General features: G+C 54.6%; 13 protein-coding genes. All 13 read right to left on the bottom strand.

The features are described from left to right. Nucleotides 1–27 precede the first annotated feature (27 nt). The 13 genes from BMZ81_RS10650 to BMZ81_RS13930 all read right to left on the bottom strand — a co-directional run bounded on the left by BMZ81_RS10650 (nt 28) and on the right by BMZ81_RS13930 (nt 14,474). Nucleotides 28–951: a glycyl-radical enzyme activating protein gene (locus BMZ81_RS10650; RefSeq protein ID WP_091131860.1), complete on the bottom strand. Its 924-nt coding sequence runs from the start codon at nt 949–951 to the stop codon at nt 28–30. A gap of 159 nt (nt 952–1,110) precedes the next feature. Beyond that, nucleotides 1,111–1,647, bottom strand: a complete 537-nt coding sequence (locus tag BMZ81_RS10645; RefSeq protein ID WP_091131858.1) for a helix-turn-helix domain-containing protein — start codon at nt 1,645–1,647, stop codon at nt 1,111–1,113. A 22-nt stretch (nt 1,648–1,669) separates the two neighbouring features. Continuing rightward, the gene (locus BMZ81_RS10640; RefSeq protein WP_091131856.1) at nt 1,670–3,961 is read right to left on the bottom strand and encodes a pyruvate formate lyase family protein; all 2,292 of its coding nucleotides are present in this window, start codon (nt 3,959–3,961) and stop codon (nt 1,670–1,672) included. Between the two features lie 19 nt (nt 3,962–3,980). Beyond that, the gene (locus tag BMZ81_RS10635) at nt 3,981–4,793 is read right to left on the bottom strand and encodes an SDR family NAD(P)-dependent oxidoreductase (RefSeq protein ID WP_091131853.1); all 813 of its coding nucleotides are present in this window, start codon (nt 4,791–4,793) and stop codon (nt 3,981–3,983) included. A 33-nt stretch (nt 4,794–4,826) separates the two neighbouring features. Next, on the bottom strand, nt 4,827–5,987 hold the full coding sequence (locus BMZ81_RS10630) for an MFS transporter (RefSeq protein ID WP_177187290.1): 1,161 nt from the start codon (nt 5,985–5,987) through the stop codon (nt 4,827–4,829). Between the two features lie 95 nt (nt 5,988–6,082). Beyond that, complete coding sequence (locus tag BMZ81_RS10625) at nt 6,083–7,003, bottom strand: glycyl-radical enzyme activating protein (protein ID WP_091131849.1); 921 nt, start codon at nt 7,001–7,003, stop codon at nt 6,083–6,085. Nucleotides 7,004–7,015: 12 nt separating this feature from the next. Beyond that, on the bottom strand, nt 7,016–9,316 hold the full coding sequence (locus tag BMZ81_RS10620) for a pyruvate formate lyase family protein (RefSeq protein WP_091131846.1): 2,301 nt from the start codon (nt 9,314–9,316) through the stop codon (nt 7,016–7,018). 33 nt (nt 9,317–9,349) lie between these two features. After that, on the bottom strand, nt 9,350–10,648 hold the full coding sequence (locus BMZ81_RS10615) for a TRAP transporter large permease (protein ID WP_091131845.1): 1,299 nt from the start codon (nt 10,646–10,648) through the stop codon (nt 9,350–9,352). Further along, nucleotides 10,645–11,166 (bottom strand): TRAP transporter small permease, encoded by a 522-nt coding sequence (locus BMZ81_RS10610; RefSeq protein ID WP_177187289.1) that lies wholly within the window; start codon nt 11,164–11,166, stop codon nt 10,645–10,647. The genes BMZ81_RS10615 and BMZ81_RS10610 overlap by 4 nt, the downstream gene beginning before the upstream one ends. A 95-nt stretch (nt 11,167–11,261) precedes the next feature. Continuing rightward, nucleotides 11,262–12,311: a TRAP transporter substrate-binding protein DctP gene (gene dctP, locus BMZ81_RS10605; RefSeq protein WP_177187288.1), complete on the bottom strand. Its 1,050-nt coding sequence runs from the start codon at nt 12,309–12,311 to the stop codon at nt 11,262–11,264. Between the two features lie 275 nt (nt 12,312–12,586). Then, entirely contained in the window at nt 12,587–13,498 is a 912-nt protein-coding gene (locus tag BMZ81_RS10600; protein ID WP_177187287.1) for a LysR family transcriptional regulator, read from the bottom strand. Nucleotides 13,499–13,879: 381 nt separating this feature from the next. Next, nucleotides 13,880–14,239: a metal-dependent transcriptional regulator gene (locus BMZ81_RS10595; protein WP_177187286.1), complete on the bottom strand. Its 360-nt coding sequence runs from the start codon at nt 14,237–14,239 to the stop codon at nt 13,880–13,882. 85 nt (nt 14,240–14,324) lie between these two features. Beyond that, the gene (locus tag BMZ81_RS13930; protein ID WP_143072771.1) at nt 14,325–14,474 is read right to left on the bottom strand and encodes a FeoB-associated Cys-rich membrane protein; all 150 of its coding nucleotides are present in this window, start codon (nt 14,472–14,474) and stop codon (nt 14,325–14,327) included. Nucleotides 14,475–14,504 lie beyond the last annotated feature (30 nt).

Below are 14,504 nucleotides of genomic sequence, written 5' to 3'. Positions count from 1 at the left end.
ATTTCTATATCTATCGTTCTGTGTTCATTACTGGATTTGTTCACCAAGAATATCGGCCTTGATGCCATTGGCCTTGAACAGCGCCTGAATTTCGTGGAGCCGCTCCGTATCCGGCGGTGCAAAATTCTCATAGGCCTGCCCCAGACTCTTATATTTGGAAATGCCAAGCTCGTGGTAGGGGAATAGCGTTACATACGTCAGATGGTGCTCCCGATAGAACGCGCAGGTGCGCTCAATGATGGCAGGGGTATCATTCAAACCCTGAATTAACGGCATCCGCATCCAGATTTTTCCATTCACCTCGGGATCGTCTGCGAGTCGGGCCAAATTCTCCAGAATCAGCTGGTTGGAGACGCCGGTGGCATGCTGATGTACCGAGTCGTCAATCGACTTCATGTCATAGAGAATATAGGAGGCCTTTTTCGCCATGCGGTACAGGCGGTCGCCGTTTCCAAACCCGCAGGTATCCAGTGCCACACCGATTCCCTCTGCCACCGCTGCATCCAGCAGTGCTTCCGCAAAATCCACCTGCATCAGCAACTCGCCGCCGCTGATGGTCATGCCGCCGCCGGTACGATCGTAATAGCCCCGATCCTGGCGTACATTGCGCATGACATCTTCCACCGTCATGTCGTTTCCGGCCAGCCGCAGGGCCTCACTATAGCAGTGATCCACACAGGCATAGCAGTGTCTGCAGAGGGACTGGTCAAATTCCACCCGCTCTCCCATGTGGTGCAGCGCGCCCGTGGGACAAGCCTTGACGCAGTTACCGCAGCCAATGCACTTCTGGGCGGTAAATAAAATCTGCCGCTCTGTATGAAGGAGTTCAGGGTTGTGGCACCACCGGCACCGAAGCGGGCATCCCTTTAAAAACACTGAGGTTCGGATACCTGGCCCGTCTGATGTGGAGTATTTTTGAATGCCCCCCACACAGCCTGTCAGTTGTTTCATGTGCACACGGCCCTCCGCTTCTGGTTTATTTTAAATTTACTATAAATTTTGCTGGGTTCATTGTCAATTTCATCTTTTGAAATTGAGATATTAGGATAGTTTTCCCTTGCTTTTTTCATACATGTGAATTTTACTGGTAAAAATTGTATGCCGTAGAAATCAGGTTCGCAGGCTGGAGGAATAAAACCAAAGGGTTGAGCAGGTTTCGCTGCCCAGCTGCCGGAAGCTGTGGGAGGCGTGGGGACGGATAAATAGGGTATCCCCCTCCTCCATATGATAGACGCTACCGTCCATAGTCAACTCCAAGGTACCAGAGAGTACATAGCAGAGAATGCCTTTTCCGTCTCCCGCCGGAACAGTTACCGTTCCCTTGAAGCCTGGATCCATGGTGTAACAGGTACAGCGGTACTGGTCGTTTTCAGCGGCAATATTCTCCAAAATTCCGTCCTTAGCCGCATAAATGCGGCGGCGATCTGCCTTTTTTAGCAACGGAGAGGGATTTCGGGTTGCCCGCAGCAATTCCACAATGTCAATGCGGAGTGCATTGCAGATAATATCCAGCGTTGCAATTGTGGGACTGGCGATATCCCGCTCAATGTTGCTGAGGTAACCCACCGATAAATTGGTTTTCCGGGAAAATTCCTGTAGCGTATATCCAAACCGCTTCCGGTGCTGTCGGATCTGTTCCCCAAGCATGGCTTCCTCCCTGCTCCGATGCTTACATATTGGCGTACTCTGTCCGCGCGATAATCTCGTCCTGCGTGGTTTTCATCAGCGTTGTGAAATAGGCGCTGAAGCCAGAGACACGCACCACTAGATTCTGGTGTTTCTCCGGATGCTCCTGAGCATCCATCAACGTGGCCCGATCCACCACGTTGAACTGGATTTCCATTCCGCCGCTGTGGAAATAGGTGTCAATCAGATCCCGAAGGGCATCCATGTGCCGGTCACTTTTCAAAAAGCTGGGGTTAAACTTCAAATCCAGCACCATGCCGTTGGTGGCTACCCGCAGATCTGTCTTCAGAACGGAATTTACCACGGCGGTGGGGCCCACCTGATCTCTTCCCTGTACCGGGCTCAGCGCATTGGCCAAAGAGACCCGGGCATTCCGACCGTCAGGTGTGGCGCCGGTTCGCAGGCCCATCTTCGCATGATCCTCCACAGAGTAGAGGCCCAGCTGGAATTTGCCGCCCCGCGGATTCCGGTACTCGTCCACCAGCTGGGCAAAGCCGGCCACGATCTCATTCATCATGTCGTCTGCCGCGTCCAGATCATTGCCGAACTTGGGACAGTGCTTCGTCAGCTCGTTCTGCAGATCCTCATGCCCTGTGTAATCCGCCTGCATGGCCTCTGCCAGCTGAGACAGGGAGACCCGTTTTTCTTCAAACACCACCTTGCGGATGGCGCTCAGGGAGTCCACCACGTTGGCCATGCCACAGAGATTGACACCGGAGTTGTTGTAGACCGTCCCGCCGCCGGTGACATCCAAGCCCTTTTCATAGCACTGATCCATCAGCACGGAGAGGAACGGGGTGGGATAGTAGTGCATGACGCTCTCATCCAGAAGGTTGATACAATCCATGGCCAGTCCGCCAAAGTGCAGGAGCTCCGAGCGGTACCAGGCATAAAATTCTTCAAAGCTTTTGATGCTGTCCAGATCCTTCTCCTCTTTCAGCGGGAAGAGGTCTCCTGTCAGCGCGGCCCTGCCGTGGTTCATCATCAGCTGCAGGATCATGGGCATGTTGATCCGCAGCACCTCGGTCTTGGCGTATTCCTTTCCCGGCGTTCCCATTTCCACACAGCCGATAAGGCCGTAATTCCGGGCATCTTCCTCTGCAATTCCCATCCGCAGCTTGGCGGGAATGCAGGCACCGTCATAGAAAAACGCAGGAAAGCCAATGCCGGTTTTGATGAGTGCCATACACTCCGCCCACATGGGATCCGGCATATCATCATTGTACCGCAGGGAGATTAGGGGCTGATCAAAGCGCAGGCGGCGGGTTGCCTGCAGGATAATATAGGTCACAGGATTTGCGGTGAAGTGTCCGTCCCTTCCCATGCCGCCGATGGTGACGTTCTGATAGGCGTGGAGATTGGCACTGAACTTAATCCAGAGGGCGTCAATATAGTCGCTGGCTTCTTCGTAGGTCAGGCGCCCCTCCGCCACATCCCTTTCATAAAAGGGATACAGGGTCTGATCCAGCCGGCCCAGCGAGATGGAGGCCGGCTCGTTTTCCGCGTATAAAAGCTCATGGGTCAGCCAGATCAGCTGCACTGCCTCGAAAAAGGTCTGAGGAACTCCCTCCGCAATGTGGCCGCAGGCCTGGGCGATCTGCTGCAACTGCGCTTTGCAGGCGGGATCTGCGGCCTGCTCTGCCAGCTGCGCCGCCAGCGCCTCGTATCGGCGGATATAGGCGGAGGCAGCCCGGTTGCACATCAGCATGGCCTCTACATAGGGACGATGGGCCGCATCTGCCTTTGCCAGAGCGGCTTCTCCCTCCCGGATGAGGGCGCCATAGCCTTTGCTGACTACCGTGTGATATCCAGGCAGGATGTGGCCGCTTTCCCAGTGCTTAAACAGCCAGTTCTTCACAGCCAGGGAGAAAGTTTCCATCTTTTCATAATCCGCATCGCCGGGCTTCAGACCATGGAACTCCTCGCACTCCTTTGCCTCCCGGGCAGATTCCACACCGAAATCCGGCCGGTAGCGAGGGTCATAGTCCGAGGGCATATTGATGGGAAGGGTGGTGTTGTAGGTATAGCGGTACGCAAAGCCTGCCAGCAGATCATATTCATTCAGGTGGATTTTTTTCTCTGCCAGGAAACGGGAAAAGCCCCGGGCAAAGCGCATGGCCGCCACCTCGTCCGGATATTTGGCAAATTCTTCCCGGTAGACGCGATCCCGGTGGGGGATCTGGCTGCGGTCGTGGTCTTCAATCCGGTGATCCCGGATTCTGCAAATCCGGGGAGAGCACTGTACCTCCGGCACCTGCCATCTGCTTATTGTCATATTTGATCCCCTCCCGCAGTCATTCGCTCTGATACTGGAATACCCGGCTGACGCTCCAGCCGCCGTCCACCAAGAAGGTTTGCCCCGTCACATAGCTGCTGGCTGCACTGGCCAGGAAGAACAGCATTCCCAGATAGTCCTCGGCATAGGAGACCCTCCCCATGGGGATGGTTGCGGCGGCCTGCTTCATATAGTCGCCGGGGCGCTTGGCCATCATGGGGGTCCAGATCCAGACGGGGGCCACGCCGTTGACGGTTACGCCCTTGTCCGCCAGGCTGACGGCAAAGTTCTTGGTGGCCTGCATCAGGGCCGCCTTGCTGCAGGCATAGGACATTCCGTCCACGCAGTTGACGGAGAAGGCGTCAATGCTGTTGATGTTGATGATGCGGCCAAAGCCATTTTTCACCATCACCTTGCTCACGGCCTGATTGATATGGATGCTGCCCAGCAGGTTTGTCTCAAGAGTGTCCTTCATCTCCGCATCATCGGGATTCAGTGTGTCGCACAGCTGGGCTACGGCTGCCGTGTGGATCAAAATATCAATATGACCAAAATCGGCCTCAATCGCTTCGGTTACCCGCCGGCAGTCCTCCTGGCTTTTCACATTTAAGGCGTAGCTCTTGCAAACACAGCCCTCCGCTGTCAGCTCCTCGCAGACACGGTCGGCCTTTTCCCTGCTGCGGTTTGCCAGGGCGATCTTGGCGCCGTTGTGGGCAAAGGCCCGCGCCACCGTTTCACCCAGGCCGCCGGCACCGGTGATAAAGCAGACCCGGTCGCGGATGCTGAACAAATCCGGAATGAGATCACTGGGAATTACATTGTGAAACTCCATGCTAGGTTCCTCCTCAATTAAATAAATCAGGCTTCAGCAGCACTTCCGGCTAGCGGAAGAATGAGTTGTATAAATTGTATAAAGAGAATAGAGTGCACAGCCGCTGAAGGAAACCAGGGAAATCAGCAAAAATACTACGGACAACGGAAAGTGCCGGCTCAGCGCACTGGCCAGCAGGCTCCCGGCAATCATGGATGCGCTGAGGCTGACTGCAGATGTAAACAGCTGCGCAGTGGAGATATATCGGGGGTCAATATGGGATGTGGTATACTGCTGCAGGCAGGGGGCCAGGGTTCCAAAGCTCACACCCTGAAGCAGCATGGATAAGATGGCGCAGACGTAGTTTGGGGACAGCCCAACCAGAACGCACTGCAGCCCATGGGCAAGCAAGCTCATGGTGAATAATGCCCGGAAGGAAAATCGGGCGGACAGGTGTTTGAACAGGAACAGAAAGGGAACCTCAGCAATGGCATACGTAAAATTGCCCAGTCCCACAGCGGAGGCGCTGGCTCCTAAAACGGCCAGATAGGCGGAGAAATAGGAGTTGACGCCCGCAATACCGGACATAGCGAGAAATCCGCTCCATACCACCACCATATACTCCCTCTGCCCGGTTACCATGCGGATCCCCTCTGCCAGCCCCGGTGCCGTGGAAGCCGCGTCCGGAGAGGCTGGCCGCTGGCCGCTGCTTTTGGGTATCGTGAGAGAAACCGCCATACAAACTAGGCCGCACAACACCATCCCTCCCACCAGTCCGGAATAGCCCAGGGACTGGACAGCCCATCCAAAGACAGCAGCCATGACGGCAAACGCCAGGCTGCCGCAGCTTCTGGAGGCCCCATAGTTGATGTGGTACCCCTCTGCATTCAGGCTGGAAATCCAACCACTCCCCATATTCTGGATGCAGTTGATAAACAGTCCTGATAGTAGGGCGCAGAAAGCCAAGGCAGGAAGGGAGTTGGAGCGGATGATGCAAAGGTACAAAAGCGGTATCGCAAGGCTGCTGATTATATAAAAAACACGATGGCAGCGATAGCGGTCACATAAAATGCCCCAAATGGGCTGTATCACTGTGCTGGAGCAGGAGGTAAGGGCTCCCAGCAGCCCAATATAGACGTTTGGAATCTCCTTTTTCAGTAAAATATAGGAAAAAAAGGAGGTTCCGGCATACGCGGCGAAAAAACTGCCCTGCAAGGCAGCAAAGCGCCGGTTCAGTTTTTGATCCTCTTTAATTGGGTGCACCCCGTTTCTAAAAGAAAATCGTCCCGGTCGGAAAAGAGGTGCCCCGTTTAGGAAATCTGCGCCGGCAGATCCAAATCCAAGTACAGCTGCAGCGCTTGCTGCATAAAGGCCTCCGGCGGTGGCTGCAGCTCTGCTGTCCGGGAGGACTGCCCCATGGAGGCGTATTTCCCCACGCCATAGCTATGATAAGGAAGAAGCTGAATCAGGCGGATATGATCTCGCCCGGGGAGACTGGCCAGAAAGGAGGCAATCTGCCGGAAGGTTTCCGGATCGTCGTTGAAGGAGGGAATCACCGGGGTACGGATATAGACATCCGCACCAGCCCGGGTCAGGGTATCCAGATTTTCCAGAATACGCCGGTTGGAGACGCCGGTAGCGGCCCGGTGCCGGCCCTCATCCCAGAGCTTGATGTCGTAGAGAAAGAGGTTGGTCCAGGGAAGAACTGCCTCAAAGCTGGAGAAGGGCACACAGCCGGCGGTGTCCACCGCCGTGTGAAGGCCCGCCTCCCGGCACATATGGAGCATCTGCGCAAGATACGCCGGGTGCAGCATGGGCTCTCCGCCGGAGAAGGTGACGCCGCCGCCGGAAGTCTCATAATACTTTTGATCCTTGAGGATCTGCTGCAGCAGATCCTCCGGCTGATATAGCGTACCAATCAAATTCAGGGCTGTGTGGGGACAGTGATAGGCGCACTTGCCGCAGGCGATACAGCGGGTGCGGTCCAACAGATGGCATCCGTCTTCCGTGATGGTGTGTACATTCTGCGGACAAACGGATACGCATTTGCCGCACGCGGTGCAGGAGGCCTCGATAAACTGCAGAGTCGCCCCCGCCACCATGCACTCTGGATTGTGGCACCAGGCGCAGTGGAGATTGCACCCTTTCAGGAATACCGTGGTGCGGATGCCTGGGCCATCGTCCAGTGAAAAGCGCTGGAGATTGCTGATGTATGGGATCGCGGCGTCCATGCTGCCACCTCCTCAGATTGCCTGATATTCTGTACGGGCGATGATTTCGTCCTGCGTGGTTTTGTTTAAGGAGCGGAAATAGGCACTGAAACCAGAGACCCGTACCACGAGATTCCGGTACTTTTCCGGCTCCTGCTGGGCTGCCAGCAATGTCTCCCGGGAGACAACGCTGAACTGGATCTCCATGCCGCCGTTGTGGAAATAGGTGTCGATCAGCATTTTCAGGGCGTCCACATGAGCCGGGGACTCCAAAAACTGCGGGTTGAACTTCAGATCCAGCACCATACCGTTGGTGGCAATGTTCAGATCTGTCTTCACCACGGAGTTAATGAGGGCGGTGGGGCCGGATACGTCCTTTCCCTGCACAGAAGCCATAGAATTGGACTCATACATGCCAGCCATCCGGCCATCCGGCGTGGCGGCGGTTTTCATACCGGCCTTGGCATGGTCCTCCACGGAGTAAAGGCCGGTCATGTAGTGTCCGCCCCGGGGATTTTTACGGGAGTTGACCACCCGGCCGAAAGCCGCAATCAGGTCGGACATATAGAAGTCCACCGCGTCATTGTCGTTGCCGAATTTGGGACAGTGGTTGGAGACAATGTTGTGCAGGTCCTCATAACCTTCGAAGTTTGCATTTACCGCCTTGGCAAATTCGCTTAGCGGCATCAGATGATCCTCGTAAACCACCTGCTTAATGGCGGCCAGAGAGTCCACGGCAGTGGCCAGACCGCAGGTGCTGACGCCGGTATTGTTGTACCGGCAGGCCCCGGCCGTAACGTCCATGCCCTTTTCATAGCAGCCAACCATCAATGAGGATAGGTACGGGGTGGGAAAACACCAGGGAATCATGGTTTCGATCAGCTCAATGGATCGAATGGAAAGGGCAGTGAACTGCTCCATCTCGCTTTTAAACCAGGCGTAGAATTCATCAAAACTGGAAATAGAATCCAGATCTTTGTCCTCAAACAGCGGGGCGCAGAACTCCTGCATGGTAGCGTGGCCGTGGTTGAACATCAGTTCAAACAGCTTCGGCCAGTTCAGATGCACCAACTCGGTAGGGGTGTATTCATGGCCGGGCAAACCGGTTTCCACACAGCCGATGATGGCGTAATTCCGGGCATCCTCCGGCGTTTGGCCGGTGCTCTCCTTGGCACGGATGCAGATAGGGTCATAGAAAATGCCGGGGAAGCCCGTTCCGGTTTTGATCAGCGCCACAACCTCGTTCCAAAGACGCTTGCTCATGCCGTCGGTATAGCGGAAATCAATGAGCGGCTGATCGAACATCAGCTTCCGGGTGGACTGCATGATCAAATAGGTGAGATCATTTTCAAAGGTCGTGCCGTCGGCGTTGGTGCCGGAGACCGTCACGGCCTGATAGGAGTGAAGATTTCCGCTGAACTTGATCCACAGGGCATCCAGAATTTCGCTGGCCTCATTATAAGTCAGTACCCCGGTCTGCACATCCCGCTCATAGAACGGCGCCAGATACACGTCCATTCGGCCCAGGGACTCCGAGGCGGGGATGTTCTCCACCATCATCATCTCCTGCGCTAGCCACAGCAGCTGCACGGCGTCGAAGAAGTTCCGGGGCTTTCCCTTGGTCAGATGGCGGCAACTGTCCGCAATGCGGGAGAGATTTCGCCGGCACAGGGGATCCTCCGCCTGAGACGCCATCTCCGCTGCCAGCGCGGCATAGCGCGCCGTGTAGGCCACAGCGGCACGGCTGGTAATCAGCATGGCCTCGGCAAACTCCCGGTTCACGCCAGTGTGCCGGGCCACAGAGGCCTCTCCCAGCTCCACCAGCCCTACGAAGCCGATCTCCATCAGACGATCATAGCCCGGGAGAATGTGGCCGGAGAACCAGTGCTTATAGAGCCAGGCGTCCACACCGGAGAGGAAGATGCGCAGCTCCTTTGCCTCCTTGGAATCGGGAGAGAGTTTATGGTGCAGCAAAACAGTTTCATATTCCCGCTGGGAATCCGGAGACACCGGTGGCCGGTACAACGGGTCGTAGTCCTCCGGCATGTCAACCGGAATGGTGGTGCCGTATGTATAGCGGTAGGTAAAGCCCGCTAGAATATCCCGGGGATGGATAAAGATTTTCTTCTCTGCCAGGAAGGCGGAGAAGGCTTTGGCAAATTTTAGTGCCTGCAGGTCGTTGGGGTGCTCTGCAAACACCCGGTGGTAAACCCGATCCCGGTGTGGGATCTGACTGCGGTCATGAATATCATCCTTAATGGAAACCAGATAACGGATGGTGTCGCTGAGATAGAGATCCTCCGTCCTTACCGCAGTCTCAGAAGCTGTCATCATATGTTACTCCTTTTTTGCAGCCGGTCTGGGGTATCAGCCCAGAAGGGAGGGGAAGAAGGTGGAGATGGCGGGCACATAGGTCACCAGAATCAGAGCCGGCAGCCACACCCAGAAAATCAGCTGGAAGGTGGGCTTCAGGACCTCAGCCACATCCGTGTTGCTCAGCCGGGCGCCCAGATACATCAGCGGCGCACAGGGCGGGGTCACACAACCGAGACTGATGTTGACAGCCACGATGGCGGCAAAGTGAACGGGATCCACCCCCACGGACTGCACCACCGGCAGCAGAATGGGAACGCACAGCAGCGTTGCGCTGGTATCGTCCATCAGCATGCCGATGATGATCATAAAGATATTGACAATGGCCAGTACGGCAACCCGGCTGGTAGCAATGGAACCGAGGGCCTCCATAATCATGGAGGGAACATCTTCCATGACAAAAATCCGGCTGAGCATCATAACGGTAAAGATCATAACCATCACGCTGCCGATGGTGTTGGAGCTGGAAATCAGCACGTCCTTGATTTTTCCCCATGTCAGGGTTTTGTAAACGAAGAAACCTACCAGCAGCGCATAGATCAAGGAGACGGAGGCAGACTCTGTGGGCGTCATAATACCAGAGTAAATACCGCCCAGAATAATAATGGGAAAAATAATGGCAGGAATAAATTTGGTAAACCGGATTTTGAATTCCCGCTGGAACTCAGCCGGCTCCATCTTCGTTGCCACGGTCATGCCCTCGTCCTTACGCACCATAAACCAGTAGGCAACGCAGAACATCACCGTCATCATCAGGCCGGGGCCCAATACCGCCAGAAAGCACTTCAGAACCGACTCCTTGGAGAGCATAGCATACAGGATCATCAGGGAACTGGGGGGAATCAGGCCACCCAAAAGGCAGCTGCTGGAAATCAATGCTGCGGACTTGCCCTTGCTGTAGCCGGCGGCCTCCATGCGGGGCCACATGATGGAACCAATGACGGACATGGTGGCGCAGGCGGAGCCGGTGACAGAGCCGAACAGTGCGCAGGCAATGACGGCCACCATGCCTAGGGAGCCCTTCACGCGTCCCACCAGCATGTTAACAAAGTTCACCAAGTGGGCGCCGAGATCGCTTCGCTCAATAATGCCGCCGGCAATAATAAACAGCGGGATGGCCAGCAGAACATAGCTGCTGGTTTTGGAGTAGGCGTAGGGAACCAGAAAGTCAGGCGCGTAGCCGCAGGTGACAATCAGAAACAGTGTCGTGCCAAAAAAGGAGGCCGGGACGGGGATGCCGACCATCAGCAGGACAATAAGCAGAATAATAGCAAGTAAAACGGGAGCACTCATGCCTGGCCCTCCTTCTTATCATCGTGAAAATGAATGAACTGGCGGAAATATTCCACGCTGTGGAACAGTGCGTAGAAGGCCATCAGGAACAGGCCCACCAAAATAACGGTATAGATTACCCATACGGGAAGTTTCAGCCCGGATGTCCGGCTGCCCTCTCCCAACACAAACAGCATCTGCTGGGTGGAGAACACGGCGCAGATTCCGATGAGAACCGCATCCACAATGTGCTGGAAGGATCGCAACAGGGTCAGGAAGCGGGGACTTTTAATAAAGAGACTCATCACGTCGGCAGTAATCTGAGTCTCATCCTTGCTGCTCAGTGCAGCACCGATAAAATAGATGCCGAAGGCAAACAGCATAATCAGATCTTCCATGCCCTGGAAGCTGATTTTAAAGACATAGCGCATCAGGACATTGGCAAACACCAGCAGCACCATAGCCGTGCAGCAGACGATGACCACCAGATGCTCTGCCTTCAAAAGCACATTGCCAAGGGATTTGAAACGGTTTTTCACGGATATCTCCCTCCTAAAATAGGAAATGAGCCAGGAACGCCCATGCTCCTGACTCATTTCCTCTCGGTTTTTGGTCTCAGATCAGAATCATCAGGTTACTGTTCTTCAAGGGCCGCCATCAGACCATCGAATACCTCATCGTTGTCGATGCTTGCCCGCAACTCAGGCCACACCTCTTCGCGGCAGGACGTGGCAAAGGCCTCCAGAACGGCGGCATCGGGCTTGACGACCTCAATGCCGTAATCTTCCATCTTCTGCAGATACTCGTTTTCGGTGGCCTCGCCGCCGTCGACACTCTGGTCAAAGGCCCAGGCAGCGGCCTCCTCCAGAGCGGCCTGCTGTTCGGCGCTCAAGCTCTCAAAGGTCTCCTTGTTGATGCTGATGGTTCCGGCCTCAAAGAAATTGTTGATCTGGATGTAGCACTTGATAACATCCCGGAACTGGTCATAGCACACAGGAGGATGTCCGCCGACAAATCCGTCCACAACACCCGTCTGTACAGCGGTAAACAACTCAGACCAGTTGACAGACTGAGTGCGGTATCCCATGGCGGACATGGGAAGGTTGACCGTATCCGCATCGGGAACGCGCAGCAGGAAGTCGTGCTCCACACCCCAGACGTCCCAGTCCTTGGGCATCTTGGTGGCAGCTAGGCCGCCGGCACCTACCAGATGCAGACCCAGCAGCTTGATGCCAGCCTCGTCGCACAGCCCTGCCATCGCATCGCTCACAAAAGATCCGGGCTTGTACAGCTCAGCGGCCTCATCCCAGGTGGCGGCCAGGTAGGGCATATTCCAGATGTTCAGTGCCTGGCCAAAGGTGGTGGAGTTGGCGCCCCAGGTCATATCAATGCTGCCCTGTGCCACCTCGTCAAACACAGTGGTGTAATCGCCCAGGGAGCCTGCGTAGTAGGGCTTGATGGTAATGGTGCCGTTGGTGCTGTCGCTGACCCGCTGGCAAAAAGCGGCCAACTGCTGGGAGGCAGGGTGATCCTCCGTGTAATCGCAATGGATTTTCAAGGTGACGCTCTTCTCTGCGCCGGCATCGCCGGCATCACTGGCATCACTGGCATCGCTGCCGCCGCAACCGGTCAGAATGCCTATCAGCATCACACAGCTCATCAGGAGGGCAAGTCTTCTTTTCATGGTCATACCTCGTTTCTTCGTATCATTGTTGCTTGCTTTTCCGCTTTGCGCTGATAAAGTTTTACATGAAAAATAAATATACCTTCAGACCTCTTTGTCCTATCAACCTGCCGTATGGAAAGTATTGAAAAGTGGTCAAAGGCACATTTGTTTTTGAAAACCCAAGGCGCATAAACAACTTTTGTACATTATATGCAATGATTCGACAAATTGGAAATTGGAAAACCCGTTTTTAATCCATAGGAAAAACCGATATTTATGCAACATGACAATAACTATTGGGGAATTCCCATTGAAAGCTCCTCCGCACAGAGGGTCAGGAAGCGTTCTGCAAGCTCGGAGAGCACATGATTTTTGCGCTTGATCCAAAAAATGGTGCTGGGCGGAATATCCGTAATGGGGATAGCGCAGATGCCAAGGGGTCGGATGCTCGCGGGAACAACGCCGCTGCCAATGGAGAAGCAGTCCGTTCCCAGAAGGAAAAACGTAATGGCCCCGTTGTCCTGCAGAACAAACTCCTTGTCCCACTCCGGAAGTTGGCACAGCTCCTCCTCAAAATAGCGCGACGTAGCCGGCCCCTGGTAAAAGGTGCTGCACGGGTATGGCCTTAAGTCCTCCAATTTCAAGCTTTTGCGTTTGGCCAGCGGGTGGGAAGAGGAGAAAAATGCGGAAGGCTGCAACGTGCGCAGGATGGTGTATTCCAAATTGCTGCTTTTCAGCTTTCGAAGGGTGTGCATGCGGTTTTCTTCTGTATAGCTGAGAACACCGATCTCACTGATGCCGCTGACAACCTCGTTCAGCACATCCAATTTCCTGCTGTCCAGGTGGCGGAGCATGTATTGGCCGTCCAGATCCTTGGAAAGGCGCGCAAAAGCCGACTCTGTAAAATAGAAGTGTGTGGAGCTTACGGAAAAGTGGTGCTTTTTCCCCTGGTGTGCTGTGTACCGGCGTTCCATATAAGCCACCTGCTCGATGACAGCTTGGGCATCTGCGACAAAGGTCTCTCCCTCCGGTGTCAACGCCATTCCGGAATGATGGCGAAGAAATATTTGAAAGCCCAATTCGTCCTCCAGGTTTTGAATGGCTTCCGATAGCGTGGGCTGGGAAATATAGAGATTTTCGGCAGCCTGGCTGAGCGAACCATATTTCGTAATTGCCAACGCGTATTCAAGCTGTTTGAATGTCATGCCGGTTTCTCCTTTCATAATGGGGCTTTCAGCACTCGTGCGGGAACGTGGCAAAAGCATTTTCTAATCATCAGATTTCAGCGGAAATGGAGGGGGAAATCCGATCAAAGTCTTCCAATGCAGCAAAACCGTGCCCACATCTGCCGGTTGCAGTGCGGGGCGCATCCCAAACTCTTCTTCGGATATTTTCGAAATTTTTTCATTTTCGCCAGGGACCGCCATGTCAGCCAGTGAAATCTTCCATACTTTCAGCAATGTAACATTAAAAGAGAAAGTTTTCAAGCGGAGGAACAAGAAAATTCAAAGGATACCCTGTGTTCGGGCTTGCAATTCCGGTAGAGTTTTTGTTCAGCCTATGTAAAAAAGGAAAGCGCGGCCGTCTCATTTTCCTGCTTTTTCCAAGACATGCTGCGGAAGTGCAGCGGCCAGCAGGCAGGCGGTTTCCAGCAGCTCTTCCTGTGTCAGGCAAAGATCCATGGCGGGAATCAAGCGCTGCAACGTGCACACCTTTTCCTGAAAGCCCCGTGCCAGAAGGAAGCCGCTGTCCGTCAGGTAAATTTTTCCGTACCGCTCCCGTACCACCAGGCCCTTGCCCATCAGGACACCTAGCATTCGGGTAACAGAGGGGCAGGACACGTTCAGCGTCCTTGCCACTGCTGCAGCGCCCACTTCCGGCATGACCTGTCCCAATTCATAGATGGTCATCAAATAACGAAGATGCGTCACACGCCGTTGTTTCATGTTTCTCTCCCCCATTCACAATGAAAACAAAGCAGGGCCCGGGCTTTTTTGATTGCCCGCGCCCTGCTCTTGCACTTATATATGCTTACTTTTTGCGGCAGGCGCTGCAGGAGCCGCAGTCACCGCCGCAGGAACAGCCGCGTTTGCCGTGCTTGTGGTTGTAAATTCCGCGCCCCACGATGGTTCCAAAAACGGCCAGGACAAGTAGGGTTCCAATGAGCGTTGGTAAATTCATACGCCTCTCCTTTCCAAAGGGAAGCCGGTT

The sequence above is a fragment of the Oscillibacter sp. PC13 genome (assembly GCF_900115635.1).
Lineage (GTDB): Bacteria > Bacillota > Clostridia > Oscillospirales > Oscillospiraceae > Oscillibacter.
The sequence above is the reverse complement of the archived record's forward strand: the minus strand, read 5'-3'. Positions and strand labels throughout refer to the sequence as shown.